This is a genomic window from Sinanaerobacter chloroacetimidivorans (assembly GCF_018128545.1).
GTDB classification, from domain to species: Bacteria; Bacillota; Clostridia; order Peptostreptococcales; family Anaerovoracaceae; genus Sinanaerobacter; species Sinanaerobacter chloroacetimidivorans.
Map to the genome: position 1 here is coordinate 1 of NZ_JAGSND010000010.1, position 21013 is coordinate 21013.

Sequence of the window (21013 nt, forward strand, 5' to 3'; positions counted from 1 at the left end):
TTCATCCTGGGTCAGGTAAGATATTCATCCCTTGCTCAGGAATTCCCGGATGTTGCTGATAAACTGTTCGAAGTTGCAGAAGAAAATGCAGCGGAAAGATATGAAAGCTATAAGAGACTGGCCGAAGTTGTTCAGGGCAAAAAATAAATATTATCCCTACGGCAGTGCAAACTTTAAGATAGATAGCACTCATGATAAAGGAGCTGGTTGTTAGTTGACAGCTCCTTTATCATAAAAAACAAAAATGATTCCAGACAATCAAAGTGTGCAAAAGAAAGGCGGAGATATCCAATGATAAAAGATGCACAAATATTAATCTTAGATCTAACAGAAGAAAGTTATAAGATAGAAACATTACCTTCAGAAGTTTACAGGAAATACCCAGGGGGGTCTGCATTAGGCATGTATCTTATGATGCAGAGAATGGACCCGGAGGTGGAGCCTCTTTCGCCGGAAAATTTATTGATATTTTCTGTGTCCCCATTAACCGGAATCCCAATAAGCGGACAAAGCCGCATGTGTGTCACGACAAAGAGTCCGCTGACAGGAACAGCGGGCGATTCCCAGGTAGGCGGGTTTATACCTGCACATATAAAAGGAAACGGATATGATTCTATCGTATGTAAGGGAAAGGCTCGACGTCCGGTTTATATCTACATAGATAAGGATAAAGTGGAATTCAAAGATGCCGGCAAGATGTGGGGTAAGGTTACCGGGGATGCGGAAAAGCTGATCATTGAAGATCTGGGTGATTCTAAGATTGAATCCTCAATCATCGGACCGGCTGGAGAAAATCAGGTATTGTATGCAAGCATTATGCATATGAGAAGCAGAGCCAACGGTAGAAATGGTGTTGGTGCCGTCATGGGGTCAAAAAATTTGAAAGCCTTGGTTGTGAAACGGCAGCCGTCAATAAAACCGGATGATCCGGACGGACTAAAAACTTTGACCTTGGATGTAAAACAGCGGATGGCTGCAAATGAGGTTATCGTAGACACATCCTTAAATGGTTCGGCCGGTGTTGTTGATGCTCATGGCGCGGAGGGGTTCCTGCCGACTAAAAATTGGGAAAGCGGAGTGCTTGAGAATTATATGAAAACCGCTGGGACTACCATCACCAATACAGTGCTGAAAACAAGAGAAACCTGTTTTGGCTGTGCAATCCGATGTAAAGGGGTCGTTGAAATACCGGGAAAGGCTGATCCGGAATATGGCGGACCGGAATATGAAACCTGTGCAACTTTTGGATCCTATTGCGGCAATTCAAATCTGGAAGATATTTGTTATGCCAATCAGCTTTGCAATATGTACGGCCTGGATACCATTTCCTGTGGAGCGACCATCGCTTTTGCAATGGATTGTTATGAAAAAGGGATTCTGACAAGAGAGCAAACCGATGGACTGGAACTGAAGTTTGGCAACAGTGATGTATTTGGCCCTTTAATTTATAAAATCGCTTATAAGGAAGAGGGGATCGGAACACTCTTGGCACAAGGAAGTGAGAGGGCAGCGACTCTCATCGGCAATGGAGCGGCAGAATTAGTCGTAACATGCAAAGGACAGGAGTGGCCGGCTCATATGGTTCAGATGAAGCCGAATCTTGCAGTAATTTATGCCGTAAATAATTTTGGGGCAGATCATCAATCTTCCGAGCATGATCCGACACTGATGGCCGCGGAAGATTCCAATGACTGGATTTGGGCAAACATGCTGGAGTCCTTTGAAAAATGCGGGGACTATGGAGTTCTGGATGCGAATAAAGCAAAGTTTGCGCTTGCAACACAAAAGTTTTATTCTACTCTTGATACGCTTTGCTTATGTCAATTTGCCTGGGGCCCATCCTGGCAGCTTTATGGTCCGGCTGAGTTGATCGAATTCTGTAAGTATGGTGTAGGATGGGATACAACGATTCAGGAGCTTCAAGAGATTGGTGAACGAAGAATCAATATGATGAGAATGTTTAATGTAAAGGTAGGCTTTAACAGAAAAGATGATCGCCTGCCGCCTAAAGCTTTTCTTCCGATACCAAGCGGCCCGAATCAAGGAGTCGGAATCACAAAAGAAGATTTTGAAAAGGCGCTGGATGCCTATTATGATTTCGCCGGATGGGGTAAAGACGGAATGCCGACGGAGGAAACCCTAAAGCGGCTCGAACTTGATTGGATTCAATAAACGGAGGCGGCAATGTCAGCAGAAAGCAAAAAGAAAATTCGTGTTACCATCAATAACCAAGAAACAGTTTTACAGGAAGAAATGACAATCCTGAAGTTGTTGGAAGACAGAGAGGCAAAACATAGATCAGCAGTATGGCTTAACGGAATCCAGCTTCTTCAGGCAGAATATCCGACCAGAATGATTCGGGAGGGTGATGTGATAAAAATACTCAGGATAGTGGCTGGGGGCTGAAGCAAAAAACGTCCACCTTCTGCGGAGGTGGACGTTATAATATCAATATTTATATTTATATTTAATTTATCTCCAAGCAGTTGGGCAATTCGTGCAAAAATGAATTTTTTCACAGCAGTTTGCTCTTCTGGAACAGAGCCTATCCCGTTCTATAATATCCTGTATACTCTCGACGATAGCTCTCTCAAGAGCCCTATCCCTATGGTGAAAATCTCTGTCTCTCTCATGGAATCTATCCCATGAACCATCTGCATTTGACGAAACAAAATTGCAACCCATATATAAAACCTCCTTCCGTCAGTACTATAATATATTACAGAATCATGTATTGTGTGATTTTTGAAAATTGACAAACGGCAGCTTAAGGCATAAGCTGAATATAAATGAAATAAGATGGAAAAGGACGCGGCCGGATGCCGTGTTCATCACCATAAATTTATAGTAACAGGAGTGATGAAGATGAAAAGTCTGGTGGTGTATTATTCTTTGGAGGGACATACCCGTTTTATTGCAGACATGATAATCGAAGAACTGGGAGCAGATAGACTGGAACTAAAGCCGAAAAAAGAAATCCCCAAGTCCGGTTTTCTTAAATTTTTCTTGGGTGGCAAAAGTGTCATTTTTCATGAACGGCCGAAATTGCTCACTGCGATTCCAGAACTGGATTCCTATGATCTGATCGTAATCGGTACTCCTGTCTGGGCATCAAGCTTTACGGCGCCGATCAATACCTTTCTTGCCCACTGCGGGATAAATGGCAGAAAACTCGCGCTATTTGCCTGCCATGCCGGCGGAGGTACCGACAAATGCTTCGACAGGATAAAGAAAATCCTGAGGAACAATCAGATTTTAGGAACCATCGATTTTAGAAATCCTGCACAGGAAAATAAGGATATCATCAAAACTCAGATCCAGACCTGGATATCGGGTTTTACGGAAAATAAAAGGTAGATGCGGAATGTTCCGGCCATAAGAGAAACAAGGTTATCGGAAATACGGAAGTAAAGCTGAGAGGAAACACTTATCCTGACAGATGCATATAGTGGGAGTGAGAAGTGGCATCCACTTTTACTATACTAAAACTCGGGAGAGATAAAATGATGAGTGAATCCAATACGATCGTCCCAGTCAATAATAACGGGGAAGTACCGGTCAGTGCAGCGACCAACGACGGGGCGGCAAACAAGACTGCACCTTCTCCGCTGGTCAGTATTGTAGTAATAGCGTATAATCATTTAAATTATACAAAGCAGTGCATCGAAAGCATTTACCAATATACTTCCCATATAGACTTTGAACTGATTACCATAAATAACGGATCTACGGACGGAACCGAAGAATACTTTAACAGCCTTCCCAATACCAGAAAAATAAATTTTCCGGAAAATATCGGAGTTTGTAAGGCCATAAATCATGGCTTCCGTATTGCGAAGGGCAAATACACGTTAAATGTCAGCAACGATATTGTGGTCACCACACGCTGGCTTGATAATTTATTGATCTGCATGGAATCGAATCCTAAAATCGGAATGGCAGTTCCCGTCTGTGATGCATCCTGCAATTATCAGCAGATCTATCTTCCATATCAGGATCTGGAGGATATGCAGGTGCAAGCCGAGATCTATAATGTCAGCAATCCGGATTTTTGGGAAGAACGACTGAAGCTCTGTACCTATGCCGGTATTTACAGAACCGATCTGCAGAAGTCTCTTGGCGGATTTGATGAGGATTTCAATCCGGGCAGCTATGATGATGATGCGATTTGCTTCAGCATCAGAAGAAGGGGTTTCAAGGTAATCCTTGCCAAAGATACCTTCGTGCATCATTACGGAGCTTGCTCTTTTAATATAGAGTATGAAAAGGATAACACCCTTTTATATCGCAATAAAGCTACTTTTATGAGAAAATTTGGAGTGAATCCTTATGTTGCAGGGCTGATTGATTATAACGTGCTGAATATACTGACTTATAACGGCACGAAGGATGTAAATATCCTGGGGCTTGGCGGTTCCTACGGAACAACGGTACTCCAATTGAAGAATTTCTGTAAGAGTCATGGAAGCAAAAATGTAGGACTGTACTATTTTTCCGAACATCCGGGCAACATGATTGAACTGAATACCATATGCGACGATTGCATGTATGGTACCATGGAAACCCTGGAGGAGAGATTTGGAAGCAGACAGTACGATTATATTATATTGGAAAGCGACTCCAATCAACTTACCCAAAAGACGGAACTGTTTACAATCTTATTCAGACTTTTATCGGCGGGAGGCCAGCTTGTTTGTACGGCTTCCAGTCCGGAGCTCTATGAAGAGATTCTTGAAATATTCACACAGTTGGGCGCGGAACTGGAAAGACATGAGAATCAGTACTATCTTTGCTTTACAAAAGATGGAAAGAACGATTCTGAAGAACGAGAGGATGTATAACGGAAGGGCCTGGATCAAGATCGAGGCCCTTAAATTTTTTATGCCGGGTCGTTAAGTTACTCTATTTTGGTACTGATATGGATATATTAGAAGAAAATATGACATACAGATGTCAGAAATATATGGTAAAATAATGGTAATTTTATGTAATGAACAGGGGTGAAAGAAAATGTTGGAGATTCCTGAAAGCCATACCATTGCAAGGCAGATGAATGAGACCATAACCGGAAAAGTGATAAAAACCGTACAAGCTAATTCCTCTCCTCACGGGTTTGCCTTTTATTTTGGCGATCCTAAGGATTATCACGACCTGTTGAAGGGAAAGAAGCTGGAAAAAGTCCAGGCTCTTTCCGGTCAGGTGGAGATCATTGCAGAGGATGCCAGAATTTTATTCAATGATGGGATCAATATAAGATATTATGCTGATGGTGATAAAATTCCGGAGAAGCATCAGCTGCTGATTCAGTTTGAGGACCATTCCCGACTGGTATGCACCGTACAGATGTACGGAGGTCTTTGGGCATATCCCGAAGGGGCAAATGACAATCCTTATTATCTGGCAGCCAGAGATAAAATTTCACCTTTAGCTGATCACTTTGACAGATCCTATTTCCATCAGCTTTTTAATCAAACGAAGAAAAATCTCAGTACAAAGGCATTTCTTGCAACGGAACAGAGAATCCCGGGACTGGGAAATGGGGTTTTGCAAGACATTCTTTTCAACGCAGGAATCCATCCGAGAAGAAAGCTGGAAACCTTTTCGGCGCGGGAAGTGGAAGGGCTCTATCAAAGCTTGAAGGAAACCCTTGCAGCAATGACCGCAAGAGGCGGAAGGAACACGGAGAAAGACCTTTTTGGCAATCCGGGGGGTTACCCAACGGCGCTTTCCGCCAAAACCTGGAAGGATCCCTGTCCTCAGTGCGGGAGCGCTATTATCAGACAGGCTTTTTTAGGCGGAAATGTTTACTTCTGTCCTTACTGCCAGCCTCTTGAGGCCTCTATTGACATATAGGAACTTATCACAATGATATGAATGTGGTATAATGAAAAGAGTAATGCAAAGAGGTTTTGGTAGAAACACCATAAATTTAACCCCGGAAAGAAGAGAGATTAATGAACAAAAGAATGATTTGCATTGCACTGATCATGGTGCTTACCTTGGGCTGCGTTCCGTCAAATGCGGCGGAATCGGCTTTTTCCGATGTGCCGAAGGACAGCTGGGCTGAAAGCTATATTCAGCAGGCTGTGGATTTGGGCATCATCAGCGGCTTCGGTGACGGAATCTTTGGATTTGGACAATCTGTTACACGTGCACAATTTGCCGCTATGCTGGTCCGATTATTCGGCTGGGAAAAAGTGACCCCGGAAAATCCGGCTTTTACAGATAACAGCGACAAATCCCAATGGTATTATTCAGAAATTGAAACGGCGGTGGTTCATGGTGCTGTCGTGAAAGACACGGCGGTATTCAGACCGAATGAGAATATTACCAGAGAGGAAATGGCCGTGATGCTGGTTCGTGCGTTGGGTTACAACACGCTGGCAGGAGATGTATCCAGTCAGAACCTGCCTTTTGCCGATGTTCAGAAGAATCAGGGATATATTACCATGGCGTATGACTTTGGTATTATTAACGGCCTGCCTGGCAATATCTTTCAACCTGATGGCTCTGCCACAAGAGAACAGGCGGCAGCTATGATGATACGTCTCCATGAGAAATATGGTGCTCGGTTAGAATGGCTCCATGCTTTTTATGCGGTATCTTCGTATTCTCAAAGCAGTTACATACCCGAACTCAGCGCTTTATCCTTCGGGTGGAGCAAGCTTCAATATACGGAAAGCGGCGGCCCCTTGCTGAATACCACATCTGCAGACAGCAATGAATACAGCATTCCTTCGGGATATGAGGAGGTTGTCACGCTCGCCCAGAACAACAGCGTCCCGGCGAATTTAAACATCTACATGAGCACTGTTCAGACGGTAAAGCTTTCTGACGGAACTACCTCCAATGCCTGCAGAGAAATTCTGTTGAATCCGAAGATGCGTACAGAGGTGATCTCACAAATTATAGCGGAGCTCACGGACAAAATCAATTATGCCGGTGTGACCATTGACTTTGAAGAGATGAAGGGAAACGAGCTGAAAGCCGGACTCTCGGAGTTTTTGAAAGAATTGCGGGCGGAAATGAACAAGCTGGGTAAAAAAGTGTATGTCTGTGTTCCTCCTGCAACCGCGGATGGGTATTACTTTGATGCCTATGATTATAAAACCATTGGTCAATATGCGGACAAGGTAATCCTGATGGCACACGATTATCAGGCCACTTCTCTGACCTCGGCCTTGATGAGTGCAGGCTTTACCACGACACCGGTAACACCGGTCTACGACGTTTTCTATGCTCTGGAAGCCATTACGGACAGTAAAACCGGAGTAGAAGACAGGAGCAAGATAGCACTAGCCATGAGCTTCAACAGTGTACAGTGGGCCATGAAGAATGGAAGTGTAACCAATGCCGGTGCTTACCGTCCCGTTCCATCCAGCATCTATGAGAGGCTGATTATCGAAGGAACCACGATGAATTACGCCGCAAAGTATCAGAATCCTTACATTACCTTTAAAAATGAGACCCAGGGAACGGACAATATTGTCTGGTATGAAGATGAGCGCAGCGTGGCCGCGAAGGTAGAATTGGCCCGTATGTTCGGAATCAACAGCATCTCCCTTTGGAGGCTGGGATTGATACCCAATTATGATGACCCTGCGGGACGTGCCATCAACTACGATGTGATGGAGTATCTGGCTGAAGAGATGAATTAGAGGAATGAAAATCTTTCTATTGAAACCTTCAATTAAAAGGTTCCGCTAGACCCCATCTTCAGACCAAGAAGGGCAGCCAGGATGCAGAAGATACTGGACGCTAAAAAATAGAAACCCAACATAACATACCGCTTCTTTTGCAGTAAGCGGATGTTCTCCACGTGGAAGGTGGAAAAGGTGGTGAAGCCTCCCATAAAGCCTGTTCCCAACAGAAGCTGGGTGAGATTTCCCATCTGGGATGCAAGAAGGATCCCAAGCAAAAAAGATCCACATAAATTAATAATAAAAGTAGCAAAGGGAAACTCGCTGGCGAGTTTCCTTTTTATTATATTCGTTATGGCAAAACGGCTTGCGGCACCCAGAGAACCGCCTAAACCTACCAGTAAAAATTCGATGGGCATTTTGTATTCTCCTATCATCTCTTAAAATTCTAATCTTCTGCCTCATTTCCTCTCTGTAACCACTTCCTACAGAAGAGGAAACCCAAGCCTGCGGAAAAAAAACCGCCAATAAGACTGGAAATAATATATAGTGCAGCTATGGTATAGGAGCCTTCCAGAAGTAAGTGGGCATTTTCTGCACTGAAAGCGGAAAAGGTGGTAAAGGCACCTAAGAAGCCGGTTCCAAGACCGCTGACAAGTTGGTGTGGTATTTTCGGAATGGCAGACAAATACTCAATCGCCAATGCCAGCAGGAAGCATCCGAGAATATTGACCAACAGGGTATGAAACGGAAAACCGTCTGAAGACAAAAGAAGGTTGATGCCATATCGGCTCATAGCCCCAAGTCCTCCGAAAAAAATAATATAGAAATATTGCAAAGTATTTTTCTCCTTCTCAACGAGTTCAGGTTCTTTCAGGATATCATGTCTTGTTCAAATAAAACAAAAACCGATGATTCCGTGATAAGTCACAGAAGTCATCAGCTTACAGGCGGTTCAGGCTTTTGCCATGGGAGAACTTCATTCCCAACTTTTTATAAGTGGATAGAAAATCTTTGATTTCGCCATCCACACTTATTTTATCATTGAGTTTCTAAAAGTGTCAATAAAAATAAATAGCAGATGATATTTTGTTTTTGACTCATTTAATAAAAGTGTTAGACATCAGACATCTTTCTTGTAATATGACATCAGTTTGTGGTATACTCAAAACAGTCAAACAAATGGAAGGGAAGGGACTGTTGAAAAATGAAAGATGGAAAAAGCCTGGCGGAGAAGGTTGCCGATGACATTCTTGCGATGATTACCATAGATAAGAAGTTTTTGCCCGGAGATAAGTTGCCCAATGAGAACGAGCTTTCCGGAGAGCTTCGGATCAGCCGGACAACCTTACGGGAAGCCGTGCGTATTTTAGTCACTCATAACGTTTTGGAAATCAGGCGGGGTAAGGGTACCTATGTAAAAGAGAACCGGGAACTGACGGAGGACTTCGGTCTGAAGAATTTAACTGATATGAAGCCTGACATCAAAGATCTCTTTGAAATGAGGTTAATTTTTGAGCCACAGCTTGCTTATTATGCTGCAAAAAGGGCCACGGACAAAGAATTGGAACGGATTCTTCACTATGGAAAACAGGAGGAAGCGCTCATCTTAAAGGGCGAAGACCGTACTGAAGTTGAGCAGGCATTCCATAAATCCATAGCAAAGGCTACCCATAACGAGTTTATGAACCGGCTTATGCCTATCATCTATCAGGCCATTGACAAGGGGGTTCTCTTGTCGGAGCAAAACGATGAAATTCTCCAGGATACCTTGCATGATCACAGAATGATCATGGAATTTTTGCTGAAAAGAGACGCACAGGGTGCCGAAACCGCTATGAAGCTGCACATCATCCATGCGATGAGAGGATTTGGCTTTTTTGAAGAATAGATTCATTGACATAAGACATCGTACAATATATAATGACATTATACAACGCAGAAACATGATTGTAGAGTCGAACTATAGACAGGACAGAAAAGAGAGAATAAGAAAAGCGAGGTGTGAAAATGAAGAGTGATGCAGTAACAAAAAATGTAACTCACAGAGCACTGCTCCATGCTTTGGGGCTTACCAACGAGGAGATAGAAAGACCATTAATCGGAATCGTCAGCTCCTATAATGAAATCGTACCGGGGCACATGAATATCAATCAGATCGTGGATGCTGTCAAGCTTGGCGTTTCCATGGCCGGAGGAACCCCTTTGGTGTTCCCTGCCATAGCCGTATGTGACGGTCTTGCCATGGGCCACCAGGGAATGAAGTATTCGCTGGTAACCCGGGAATTGATTGCAGATTCCACGGAAGCCATGACACTGGCTCATGCCTTTGATGCGCTGGTCATGATCCCAAATTGCGATAAAAATGTTCCGGGACTTCTTATGGCAGCAGCCCGGCTGAATGTTCCGGCTATATTTGTCAGCGGAGGACCTATGCTGGCGGGGAAGGTAAACGGTAAACGAGTGAGCTTTTCCAGCGTTTCCGAAGCAATGGGAGCGTATCATGCAGGAAAGATCAGCGAGGAATCGCTTCAGGAATTTGAACATAAATCATGTCCAACCTGCGGATCCTGTGCGGGCATGTTTACCGCAAACAGTATGAACTGTCTTACAGAAGTACTGGGAATGGCCCTGAAAGGAAACGGAACCATTCCTGCGGTTTATTCTCAGAGGCTTCAACTAGCCAAGCATGCAGGCATGCAGATTATGGAATTACTTAAGAAAGATATCCGACCCAGAGATATCATGACAGAAGGCGCCTTCCAAAACGCGTTGACCATGGATATGGCGCTGGGATGCAGTACTAACAGCATGCTTCATTTGCCTGCCATTGCCAATGAATGCGGTATTGAACTGAATCTTGACTTGGCCAATGAGATCAGTGACAGAACTCCGAATCTCTGTCATCTGGCTCCGGTAGGAGACACCTTTATTGAGGATTTGAATGAAGCCGGCGGAATTTATGCCGTTATGAATGAAATTAACAAGCTGGGACTGCTGAATACAGATTTGATTACCTGTACGGGAAAAACAGTGGGAGAAAACATAGCGGGATGCGTAAATTTGGATCCTGAAGTGATTCGCCCCGTAGAAAATCCGTTCAGCCGAACCGGAGGAATTGCTGTTCTGAAGGGTAACCTGGCTCCCGACACCTGTGTGGTAAAACGGTCGGCAGTAGCGCCGGAAATGATGGTGCATGAAGGACCTGCCAGGGTATTTGACTGTGAAGAGGATGCCATTGAGGCAATCAATACCGGCAAAATCGTGTCAGGTGACGTTGTGGTCATTCGTTATGAAGGTCCGAAAGGAGGACCGGGAATGCGTGAAATGCTGAATCCGACTTCCGCCATCATGGGACGCGGCTTAGGAGAAAGCGTAGCGCTGATTACCGACGGAAGATTCAGCGGGGCAACCCGGGGAGCCGCCATCGGCCACGTTTCACCGGAGGCAGCAGTGGGCGGTAATATCGCACTGATTGAAGAAGGTGATCTTATTCAGATCGACATCATGAAGAACAAAATAGATTTTGTGGTAAGTGACGAAGAGCTGCAAAGGCGGAGAGAAAACTGGCAGCCGAAACCGCCTAGAATTACTTCCGGATACCTTGCCCGTTATGCGGATCTGGTTACCTCGGGGAATAAAGGTGCAATACTGGAAAGCAAAAAAGCTTAATAAACTCCTTGGTTTAGAACAGGAACAGCCTTTTGTTATTTTTATATAAGGATTGATTTGGCAGGGGGTGCAATCGTATCACCCCCTGCCAATTTTTAAATACGTTTACTATCAACTGAGACTGCAACACATGTTACAGTCTCTTTCTGCTTATTTTAGACAAGAAGGAAAGGAATACATATAGAGTTAGACTAATTTTCTGTAAGACTTTATTTGAAAGCCAATGATGATTGGTATAAATTACTAATATTTTAGGAATTAAAAAGCTTAGAATGTATACCTATACGTGACTTGGACAAAATACTTTCATAAATATTACATTTCATATATAATTAAGGAGGAATCTATGAAAAAGAAATTATTTGTTCTGGCTTTAGTAGCAATATTTGCTTTGTTTGCAGGCTGCGGAGGTGATGGGGAAGCAGATCTCGGTGACAATGGAGATCAGGATACCACAAGCCCTCCGGGAGTGGATGCGGTAACAACAGCATCTGTCGTGGATAATGAAGCGGATTTTAAAGCTGCCATCAGCTCCCAGGGAACCTGGATTATCTGCACTTTGAAGGACTTGACCTTTGATGAAGATCTTGTACTGGAAGGCAATTTTATAAACGGTAAAAAAGATGATGCAGGAAATGATATCGTTCAGCGTAAAATAGGATTGTACACTCAGGATGAAAATCGAAACGTTACTGCAAGGTTTACGTTGACAGCACCAAAACTTACGATCAACAGTCCGGAAGCCAGTATTCAGCATGGGACCTTTAAAGGAGATCTGTATGTAGTTGAAAAGAATTTTCAACTTGTGGATGCTGTAGTGGATGGAAATATTTATTTTGCCAGCGAAGAAGCAAAATCCACCTTTACAATGGATGACAAGAGTTCTGTTACCGGAACGCAGGAACTGGAGCAATAAAACCGTAATTAGGGTCTGAAACTCAACCTTTTCCGAATTTGTTCGGTAAGCCCTTATGAGAGCAGTTCATGCAGAGCGTTTGGCGAAGAAAGAGTAGTGGTATCATGGTAGAGAAAAACAGAAAAAAGGTATGCATTATTCATACCGGCGGAACCATCGGCATGGCAAGAACAGCAAAGGGGTATGCTCCCCAGGCAGGGTTTGTGAAATCGACCTTGTCGGAAATCAGGGAACTGAATGCTGCAGAGATGCCTAAATTTGATCTCATCGAATATAGCCCGCTGTTGGATTCGTCCAGCATTTCTGTCAAGGAATGGGTGAAACTGGCCAAGGATATTGAAAAAAAATATAACAAATACGATGGTTTTATCATCCTTCATGGAACAGATACCATGGCTTATACTGCATCGGCGTTATCCTTCATGCTGGAGGAGCTGACGAAGCCCGTCATTTTAACGGGTTCCCAAATACCCTTATGCGAGATCAGAAATGATGCCAGGGATAACCTGATAACCGCCTTGCTGATTGCAGGAAACTATCAGATTCCGGAAGTATGTATCTATTTCGAAAGCAGACTTATGAGGGGAAACCGGGCAAAGAAAGTCAGTACCAATCAGTTGATCGCCTTTGACTCACCAAACTTTCCTTCTCTTGCAGATGCAGGTGTTAAAATAGTTTTAAATGACAAAAACATCCGGGATCCGGGAACAGGAATTCAAATGTTTCCTATACAGGAACATCCCATTGCCGTTATAAGGCTATTCCCCGGCATCCAATTCCAGCTTATTGAAAAAATGATTTCTTCCAAAATCAAAGCCATCGTGATAGAGGCGTTCGGTTCCGGCAACATTCCCGGCAAAAATGCTGCCTTCCTTAAACTTTTAAAGAAGGCTCAGGAGAAGGGAACTTTGATTCTGGTATGTACTCAGTGCCTGCGAGGAGCGGCTTCTCTTGGAGAGTATGAAGCCAGTCAGGAACTGGTGAAGGCCGGAGCCGTTAGCGGTCTGGATATGACCGTAGAGGCGGCTGTAACAAAACTTTTTTATTTGTTCAGCAAAGGCTATAATATGGAAATGATCAAAAAGCTGATGGAAACAAACCTGAGAGGGGAATTGACAGAGCATTCCTAGGGCACTTTGCCAGCATTTCTGGGGCTCACCGCAATTCAATATACAGAAAAAAAGCAATTGCTGTATAGACAATGTAAATGGATCCGCTGTAATTTTTGCGAATGACAGCGGATTTTATTTATTAGTCTGGTACAGCAATTTTTTAGTTGAACTTTCAACCATTTTGTAGTATGCTATAATTAGTTGAACTTTCAACTAATTGCGGAGGTGATTATGATACAGTTACACAGTCCTATTTTGAGAGAAATCGGTGCTTTATCGAGAACCATCCATGCTATAAGTGATGTGAAGCTGAAAGAACATCATTTGCAGAAAGGGCAGTTTATCTTTCTGACACGTATCTGTGAAAATCCCGGAATCAGCTTGATCCAATTATCGATCTTATTGAAAGTAGATAAAACAACGACGACGAAAGCAATTCAGAAGCTGATCGGTAAGGGCTATGCAATGAAGGAAAATCATGAAACAGATAAGAGAGTATACAGTCTGTCTCCTACTGAAAAAGGTTTGGAAATTTATAACGCCGTGATTGAAGAGGAGAATAAAAATATTCAAATCTGCTTTCAGGATTTTACGGAGAAAGAAAGAGTATTGGTATATGAGCTTGTGAAAAAAATGAGAGAAAATATTGACACAAGCTGGTGTGAATTGAAAAAATACTAGGAGAGATTGATATGAGAAAAGCAGAACACTGTGATCTGGATCGCATCATGCAGATCATAAAAGGCACAATAGAAGAAATGAATGCCGGCGGCAACGACCAATGGGATGACAATTATCCTCAATCTAAGGATTTTGCCAGGGATATAGAGAACGGAGACTTATTTGTGGAAGAAACAGACGGAAAAGTTGAGGGTTTCATTTGCATAAACTATGAAGAACCGGAAGAATATAACGGACTGAACTGGTCTTCCGATGAAAAAGCCATGGTGATCCATAGAATGTCTGTTTCCATCGACAGCAGAAAGCAGGGAATTGCAACGAGGCTGATCCGATATGCGGAAGAATTGGCCGCAGCAAAGGGAATCACATATTTGAAAACAGATACTTATTCATTCAATACAAAAATGAATGGTTTACTGGCGAAGATCGGTTACAAACGTATTGGCGAAATGAGTTTTCACGGTAAAGAAAATCCATTTTATTGCTATGAAAAATTTTTGCGATAATCGGAAAAGTGAAAAGTCAGCACACAGGTTTTATTTTCCGCCTTGACAAAAAAATTGTATCGTGCTACCATAAAGCCAACTTAATAATTCTTCAGGGCGGGGTGCAATTCTTAAGTTCTTGGAAGCCTGAAATTTCAACACATGTGACCATTTTGGAAATGTATTTTACACCAATTTTACACCATCAAAGAGTAAAAAACAAACAAGAAAAACAGTTAGTTTTAATATGATACACTAAACCGAATTAGATCAAAACATACCTCCTAACTTAATTGCCAAGTGCAGTTGGGTTAGGAGGTATTTTTTTTCGCATTTAGTTGAGAGTGAGAAATTATGGTGATATCATAGATGTAATAGAAATTATTGTTAACATTAAGGTTTGAACGCAGATGGGAATTAAGAGAATACATATAATAATAAAGAATATTTTTAGATGTTTTCTAGTTGCCTTGGAACTAGGTATTATTGGTTTTCTGTTTACTTACATTGCTGAAAACTTTACTCCGACTGCAAATCCGATAGAATACATTGAACGGTTTATGTTGGGAAATACGCCCCTTCGTGTTGTATCTGTAGGAGTATAGATAATTTAAGATATTTCAAGGGTAAAAGAGTTTGTCAAAAGTGTATAGATCAATTAAAGTAGTATAGTTTTCCTAAATAAGATAATGATTAGAAAACGAGGATAATAAAATGAATTTTATTGATGCTCACAAAATAGTACATAATTATGCAGGGGCAATGGCTAAAGGTGCTGATGACAATGCTTTATTATTTAGACCGCTTTCTTATATACCGTTTCAAAATAAAGATAAAGTCATAGATGCTCATAAGATTTTCTACTCACATATGATTTTCTACAATACAAGAACACAAGAACAATATGAACAATATAACAATATACTAAAATTCCTTAAATTCTTTGTTCCTGATGATATTTATAAATCCGTTATCAAATTAGTTAAGAAGAATAAAATGAAAGAAGCATCAACATTCATGTCAGATTATATAGATAAACCATCATATAGACTTGAAGAAGTTGAAGATTATTTTAGCACAATGATTGATATAAAAAATCAGTCTTTAGAACTTTATGATAAAAATGAAATAAAGACAATGGAAGATTTGATTTATAATTATTGTATTAGAGCATATCAACATGCAAACATCGAGTATAAGGAAGAATATTTCTATTACTTCTTTAAGTTTGATGTGATGAAAGACTATGTTGATGATGTGAATTATATTAAGTATTATCATAAATATAGAGACTATATTTTAAATAACCAGTAGTGCATATATAATATATATCACATAAATAAAGGGGGTGTCTCAGGTTAAAATCTGAGGCACCCCGCTTTTTTCCTTTTGGTTATAAAATTGGGATTTTATGCTGAACGTACTTTAATATGATAATATTTGACAATAAGTTTAATATTGGTAAAATAAAAATATGGAATAAAAATCAGTAACCAAAGAGGTGGTACAATGAGAGAAACCAGAAAAAGTCGGAAAACTGATGAGGATAATGATAAAGATAAAGAGTCACCAATAAAAGAGATTATTGAGGTTGATGGAAAAGTTGAAATAAACGGTGATGGGGAATATCTCATTATTGAAAAGGTTAACCAAGTAAAACATTAGAATTGAAATTATATAGAGATACAAATACGATTTGGAGGATGTCTAAATGCAAAAAAAATTTAGCATTAAAATAGTAAAGCCGGAACCATTAGCGCAAATACCATATGAGGAATTTTTTAAATCTGTTATAGCTGAATGGGGTAGTATTAATGATGAAGATAATCAAGACATTTCAGTAGAGATAACCACTGAATTAGAAAATGGAGCTGAGCGAACTTATAAAATTACTTCGGCTTTGAGATTTCAGGAAAAGACGTATGATAATATAGTAGTGTTAATTCAAGATTTGTATTCTCATATTGACAAGAATAATGAAATTATTATGTATATTGATCTGGCTTGAAGAGAGGATTGTCATATGAGCGGGGAAATAGATTATATAGAAGAACTGGTGGGGATACGGATTGGTTTTACTAAATTATATACAAGAATTTGAAGGAATAATTGGAGCTGTTTTAGGGTCTGTATCTACTTTAATTGTAACAGATTTTTTACGTCATCGTGGAAAACTCAATGTCTATATAGTGAATAAAGAATATAATTTCGATACATATAAAAGTGTGGGTTGCTATTCGAATGGTAGTGAAGATAATGATTTGTATGGCTTTAGATTAAAATATACACTACAAGTATATAACAGTTTTGATGTTCCCCAAATAATGAGAAATTTTCAAATTAGGTTTTATACGAATGATAAATTAATTGTTCAAGAGATACCAAGAGATGAAACGACTAAGGTTTATGCAGCACATTCTATTCATGTCAACGAAGTGGGTGTTGTGAATATCAATTCGAGGGAAGCTGTTCAACTGGAGCAATCGATATACTTGAATGTAGAAGAATTTCAGACAGATCATTTTAATAAGATTGATTTATGTTATTTAAACGATAAAAATAAATTGATGACCATAAGGTTATATAATTATACTATTGCTTTTTCTCAAAGTGAAAAAATAGAGAATACCCCTTGATTCTAAAATTGCAGTGAATGCAGCTCTTGTATTAAGGGGTATTATTTTGTCGAAAAATGTAAAACTATTGTACCGATTTTAGAGCTGCTACCATGTTAGAATTAAAATAATATATTAAAAGTTTTCAATTGGAGGTTAGAAATATGAATGTCATATGTGTGGTAAAGAATATATTATTGATAAAAATCAAAGCACAATTAAATGTCCACATTGCAGTCTGTTATATAACTCAGAAGGTAAATCTATAAACAACTCCAATAAACCAGTCGTTTGCCCTAAATGTTTCAGTTCTCAACTTCATGCCGGAAAGAGAGGATGGAAAATTACTACTGGGTTTATTGGTTCAGGTAAGATCATGATTACTTGTCTTGCTTGCGGTCATAAATGGCAAGCCGGTAAGTAAAATGATCTTCATTTAAAGTCAATGTAGAGTAATTGGAGGGAAAACCATGATTTATATACAAGAAGATGGTCAATACATAATAGTGAAATGTGAAAAGTGTGGAGCAGAACATAGAAAGCATAGGGTTTCTTATAAAAAATACGGTGACGAGTTTCATTTTAATCCTCCGATATCCTGCTCCTGCGGTATAACTGAAAGAATTGTATCTAAGGAATCTCCAAATCCCAGTACTACTCAACCACAAGATTATGATGTAATAAAGTGTCCACAATGTGGATCAACACAAATTCATGCATCAAATAAAGGATTTGGATTGGGAAAAGCAGCGATAGGGGGTATAGCATTAGGCCCAGTTGGATTACTAGGTGGTTTTGCTGGTAGTCAGAAAGTAATGATCACTTGTTTACAATGTGGTCATAGATGGAAATCTGGGTCGTAGAAACTTGACCCCTATTCAGAAAATAGCACTTGCTGAAAAATATCGTAGTATGTTTGAGAAACAGGCTAAAGAAAATAAACAGGTAGCGGCAGATAAAATGAATAATACGTTTTCGGAAAATTTGCCAAAAACGATAGATAATCCTATCGACACCCGTAAAGAACTCGCCAAAATCGCTGGTGTTTCAGATCGTACATATGACAAGGGGCGTAAGATTTTAGAATCTAACAATGAAGTAGTAAAACAAGAAGTTCTGACTGGAAAGAAATCTATAGATGCGGCGTATAAAGAAATTAATCCGCCAAAACCAACTTCTAATCCGAAACAATTAGTACAGGTTAAGGAAACTGCCCGTATTTGTACCTGCTGCGATAGTGAAAAACCTATAGTTGATTTTTTTGGAGATGACAAAGTTTGTAAGGATTGTAAACGTAAAAGTTTAGATACTCAACAGGAATCTCAAGGTGGTGGAGCTTTTAAAAATGTTGCTACCGGAGAATTAATAAAGTCAAACACAATCGGTTTAGATGAAGATATTTTAGCTGAAATAAAAACAGAAAAGAATGCGTTTGATTACGTTGTTCCTGAACGTGAAATAGAATGGAAATTTGCGTCCCTAAACAATATTTAGTCTTCAATACCCACTAAACAGTAATTAGTAGGGTAATTTTTCAGTAGTAGACAAACTGTCGAGTACCCAAAGTGTAACCAAATTGGATACAGTTGAAAGGGTGTCACATTTCGTTACTCCCTTATCATTAGCAGTATTAACCAGTTTGGTTAACGAACAGAGACCCATTTACAACTCTGTGTAGGGGTCTTGAGTGACGTGTATAAATTGTTTCTGGCGAAAGTGGAACACTTATATTCTTTTTAAACAAAACAGGCTGTAAGGGGTTGATATATAAAGTGGGTATTTTTATAGAGGAAAATCAATGCTTATTAACCTGTGTCAGATAAAGCTTCAGTATGTCCTAATTGTGGATATCCAATGAATGAGAAATTGAAAAAATGATCAAGGCATTATATTATATACAACAGAAGATATTCAAAAAATGTTTAAATTAGGTCGAGATAAAACATATCAGTTAAAAATTCTAAAGGTTTTCCTACAATTCAAATTGGAAAAACTTCTTACATACCAAAGGATAAATTAGAGAAATGGATAAATGGTAATGTTGGAAAACATGTTGGAATTTTTTAATAGATAAGGCTTAAGGTAATAATAAATCCTAATGTTACGAAAGAGGGCAAATATGAAAATGGAAGATATAATAATGTTAAATGACCATCAGTATACATGCATAGATGGAAAATTTAAAGTAATCGTTACATTTAATAAAGACGGAAAAGATTTTGAAGAATCATTTCATGAATATTTTAAAATGATGTTAGATAAAGAGTTTAGCTAATAGCTAGGCTCTTATGGTAGTTGTTGTATAGCATGTATTTTATATATTTACCACAAACAATAGTTTGATAGACCTGCTTACAATCTTGTAAGACTGTTTTTAGGCTCGTAGAAATTGTTTCTGATAAAAGTGGAATTACTTTTAAATAAAAACAGGCTGTAAAGCTCGATTTTACAAAAAATATTTGATTGTGGCAAACGACAAATGTATCAATTCACTCTAGCGGATTCCCAAAAATTCAACTAGGAAGGAAATGTTACATTCCGAAAGACCGATTTGAAAAATGGTTGAATCTAAATGTTGCGAAAACGATAAATCAAGTGAAATTGCTCAGACAATAAGGAAGATTTAGATATTATTTTGCCGAAAGATGTATAATGATAGAATGCTCTTTAAAATGCTTGAACATGTTAGAATTAAAAGTAAATGTTTCCACATTAAAGAATAATACCTATGCAATGCTAAAAGAAGGAGTGTTGAACAAATGAAAAAGAGCATGATAATTACTACAACAAACTCGGTTGAAGGAAAAGAAATTATTGAATATCTTGGAATTATTTCTGATAGAATTGTTGTTGGTGCGGGTTTGTTCTCTGAATTCTTTGCTAGTTTTACAGATTTGGTCGGGGGGAGATCTGGAAAATTTGAAGCAAGAATGAATGAATTATACAATCATTTAATGTCATCTTTAGAAGCTCAAGCGCGAAAAATAAAAGCCGATGCAGTTATAGGGTTGAAAGTTGATATGGACGAAATAAGCGGAAAGAATTCACAAATGTTTATGATATCAGGGGTCGGAACCGCCGTAAAATTAAGTTGTGATGATTGCGAGAATAATGAAGAAGAATTAACAAACGAAGAAGTTATAGTGACAGAAGATGAGATAAAGCAAAATGTTTTTAAGCTTGAGGTAGAAGAAACTTTGCCTATAATTGAGAATTCATTTGCTAATAGCAAAATATATTCATTGACAAGTGAACTGATTTCAAAAGCATATGACTTGGGATATATAGATAAGGACTTTGTTCTAAAACTATTACCCCATATCTCAGACATAAACCAAGAAGGGATAACCGAGGAGGTAGAGTGTTTAAATAAATTTATTACATATTTAAAATCATACTATCTTGAAGATTGTCATTTTATATTAACTAAATATATCAAAGATGGGTTGCTGAATGGAAGAAGAGAATTCCATAAGTCCTGGAAAGCTTTTGCGCAGAATATTTCTTTTCCTTACTCAGAAATATATAAATTAATAAATGAAATTAACTTTGTAAATTGGGAGGATTATGTTTTTCCATTATTAGAAAGAAGGGTGACGACTTATTATAAAAAAGACATAGATTATATTCTAAAAATACTTGAACAATTGGATAATTTGGAACCCATAAATGTCACAATTGAAACTCAAAGAAATGGTTTGAAATCCTTCCAAGTATGGGTGTGTCCTTATTGTGGGAACAAAAATGCAATTGATGATAAATCATGCTCAAAATGTAAAACTGACAAAAAAGGATTCAAGCCAGATTTTGAAAGAAACTTACAAAGAATTAAAGCAAGGTTAGATGTAATTGCTAAAATAGCAAAAAGTAAGATGTTGAAATGATTTAATAC

Annotated in this window: 22 protein-coding genes and 1 riboswitch; of the genes, 20 read left to right on the forward strand and 2 right to left on the reverse strand. The window is 39.5% G+C overall.

The genetic code is table 11. From position 1 onward, the window contains the following. Positions 1-291: 291 nt before the first annotated feature. From KCX82_RS14155 to KCX82_RS14180, 6 genes are all read left to right on the forward strand, one after another. Positions 292-2172 carry an aldehyde ferredoxin oxidoreductase family protein gene (locus KCX82_RS14155; RefSeq protein WP_227019140.1) on the forward strand — a complete coding sequence of 627 codons (1881 nt, stop codon included), beginning with the start codon at positions 292-294 and terminating at the stop codon, positions 2170-2172. 12 nt (positions 2173-2184) lie between these two features. After that, entirely contained in the window at positions 2185-2406 is a 222-nt protein-coding gene (gene thiS / locus KCX82_RS14160; RefSeq protein WP_227019141.1) for a sulfur carrier protein ThiS, read from the forward strand. Positions 2407-2865: 459 nt separating this feature from the next. Beyond that, positions 2866-3357 (forward strand): flavodoxin family protein, encoded by a 492-nt coding sequence (locus tag KCX82_RS14165; RefSeq protein ID WP_227019142.1) that lies wholly within the window; start codon positions 2866-2868, stop codon positions 3355-3357. A 149-nt stretch (positions 3358-3506) separates the two neighbouring features. Beyond that, on the forward strand, positions 3507-4841 hold the full coding sequence (locus KCX82_RS14170) for a glycosyltransferase family 2 protein (protein ID WP_227019143.1): 1335 nt from the start codon (positions 3507-3509) through the stop codon (positions 4839-4841). 169 nt (positions 4842-5010) lie between these two features. Beyond that, positions 5011-5853, forward strand: coding sequence for an endonuclease VIII (locus KCX82_RS14175; RefSeq protein ID WP_227019144.1), 843 nt, complete (start codon positions 5011-5013; stop codon positions 5851-5853). Positions 5854-5954: 101 nt separating this feature from the next. Continuing rightward, positions 5955-7658, forward strand: a complete 1704-nt coding sequence (locus KCX82_RS14180; RefSeq protein WP_227019145.1) for an S-layer homology domain-containing protein — start codon at positions 5955-5957, stop codon at positions 7656-7658. Between the two features lie 32 nt (positions 7659-7690). On the opposite strand, the gene crcB is transcribed toward KCX82_RS14180, so the two are convergent. Further along, a complete protein-coding gene (gene crcB / locus KCX82_RS14185) occupies positions 7691-8059 on the reverse strand; it encodes a fluoride efflux transporter CrcB (protein ID WP_227019146.1) in 369 nt (122 codons plus the stop codon). Between the two features lie 29 nt (positions 8060-8088). Then, positions 8089-8478 carry a fluoride efflux transporter FluC gene (locus KCX82_RS14190; RefSeq protein WP_227019147.1) on the reverse strand — a complete coding sequence of 130 codons (390 nt, stop codon included), beginning with the start codon at positions 8476-8478 and terminating at the stop codon, positions 8089-8091. An 85-nt stretch (positions 8479-8563) separates the two neighbouring features. Beyond that, a riboswitch (Fluoride riboswitch) is annotated at positions 8564-8636 on the reverse strand. A gap of 211 nt (positions 8637-8847) precedes the next feature. Here KCX82_RS14190 and KCX82_RS14195 point away from each other — a divergent pair. The 14 genes from KCX82_RS14195 (at position 8848) to KCX82_RS14260 (ending at position 21005) form a co-directional block, all read left to right on the forward strand. Continuing rightward, complete coding sequence (locus KCX82_RS14195; RefSeq protein WP_227019148.1) at positions 8848-9531, forward strand: FadR/GntR family transcriptional regulator; 684 nt, start codon at positions 8848-8850, stop codon at positions 9529-9531. Positions 9532-9650: 119 nt separating this feature from the next. Then, positions 9651-11312 carry a dihydroxy-acid dehydratase gene (gene ilvD, locus KCX82_RS14200; RefSeq protein ID WP_227019149.1) on the forward strand — a complete coding sequence of 554 codons (1662 nt, stop codon included), beginning with the start codon at positions 9651-9653 and terminating at the stop codon, positions 11310-11312. A gap of 346 nt (positions 11313-11658) precedes the next feature. Further along, positions 11659-12228, forward strand: a complete 570-nt coding sequence (locus tag KCX82_RS14205) for a hypothetical protein (protein WP_227019150.1) — start codon at positions 11659-11661, stop codon at positions 12226-12228. Between the two features lie 68 nt (positions 12229-12296). After that, positions 12297-13358 carry an asparaginase gene (gene ansA, locus KCX82_RS14210; RefSeq protein WP_227019151.1) on the forward strand — a complete coding sequence of 354 codons (1062 nt, stop codon included), beginning with the start codon at positions 12297-12299 and terminating at the stop codon, positions 13356-13358. A 213-nt stretch (positions 13359-13571) separates the two neighbouring features. Next, the gene (locus tag KCX82_RS14215; protein ID WP_227019152.1) at positions 13572-14021 is read left to right on the forward strand and encodes a MarR family winged helix-turn-helix transcriptional regulator; all 450 of its coding nucleotides are present in this window, start codon (positions 13572-13574) and stop codon (positions 14019-14021) included. An 11-nt stretch (positions 14022-14032) separates the two neighbouring features. Then, positions 14033-14527, forward strand: a complete 495-nt coding sequence (locus KCX82_RS14220) for a GNAT family N-acetyltransferase (protein WP_227019153.1) — start codon at positions 14033-14035, stop codon at positions 14525-14527. A gap of 693 nt (positions 14528-15220) precedes the next feature. Beyond that, entirely contained in the window at positions 15221-15820 is a 600-nt protein-coding gene (locus KCX82_RS14225) for a hypothetical protein (RefSeq protein ID WP_227019154.1), read from the forward strand. A gap of 195 nt (positions 15821-16015) precedes the next feature. Continuing rightward, positions 16016-16171, forward strand: a complete 156-nt coding sequence (locus tag KCX82_RS14230) for a hypothetical protein (protein ID WP_227019155.1) — start codon at positions 16016-16018, stop codon at positions 16169-16171. Between the two features lie 46 nt (positions 16172-16217). After that, positions 16218-16514 carry a hypothetical protein gene (locus KCX82_RS14235; RefSeq protein ID WP_227019156.1) on the forward strand — a complete coding sequence of 99 codons (297 nt, stop codon included), beginning with the start codon at positions 16218-16220 and terminating at the stop codon, positions 16512-16514. A gap of 61 nt (positions 16515-16575) precedes the next feature. Beyond that, the gene (locus KCX82_RS14240; RefSeq protein ID WP_227019157.1) at positions 16576-17142 is read left to right on the forward strand and encodes a hypothetical protein; all 567 of its coding nucleotides are present in this window, start codon (positions 16576-16578) and stop codon (positions 17140-17142) included. 449 nt (positions 17143-17591) lie between these two features. After that, positions 17592-17984 (forward strand): hypothetical protein, encoded by a 393-nt coding sequence (locus tag KCX82_RS14245; RefSeq protein ID WP_227019158.1) that lies wholly within the window; start codon positions 17592-17594, stop codon positions 17982-17984. Further along, the gene (locus tag KCX82_RS14250) at positions 17956-18615 is read left to right on the forward strand and encodes a hypothetical protein (protein WP_227019159.1); all 660 of its coding nucleotides are present in this window, start codon (positions 17956-17958) and stop codon (positions 18613-18615) included. The genes KCX82_RS14245 and KCX82_RS14250 overlap by 29 nt, the downstream gene beginning before the upstream one ends. 625 nt (positions 18616-19240) lie before the next feature. Further along, on the forward strand, positions 19241-19396 hold the full coding sequence (locus KCX82_RS14255; RefSeq protein WP_227019160.1) for a hypothetical protein: 156 nt from the start codon (positions 19241-19243) through the stop codon (positions 19394-19396). A gap of 484 nt (positions 19397-19880) precedes the next feature. Further along, the gene (locus KCX82_RS14260; RefSeq protein ID WP_227019161.1) at positions 19881-21005 is read left to right on the forward strand and encodes a heavy metal-binding domain-containing protein; all 1125 of its coding nucleotides are present in this window, start codon (positions 19881-19883) and stop codon (positions 21003-21005) included. Positions 21006-21013 lie beyond the last annotated feature (8 nt).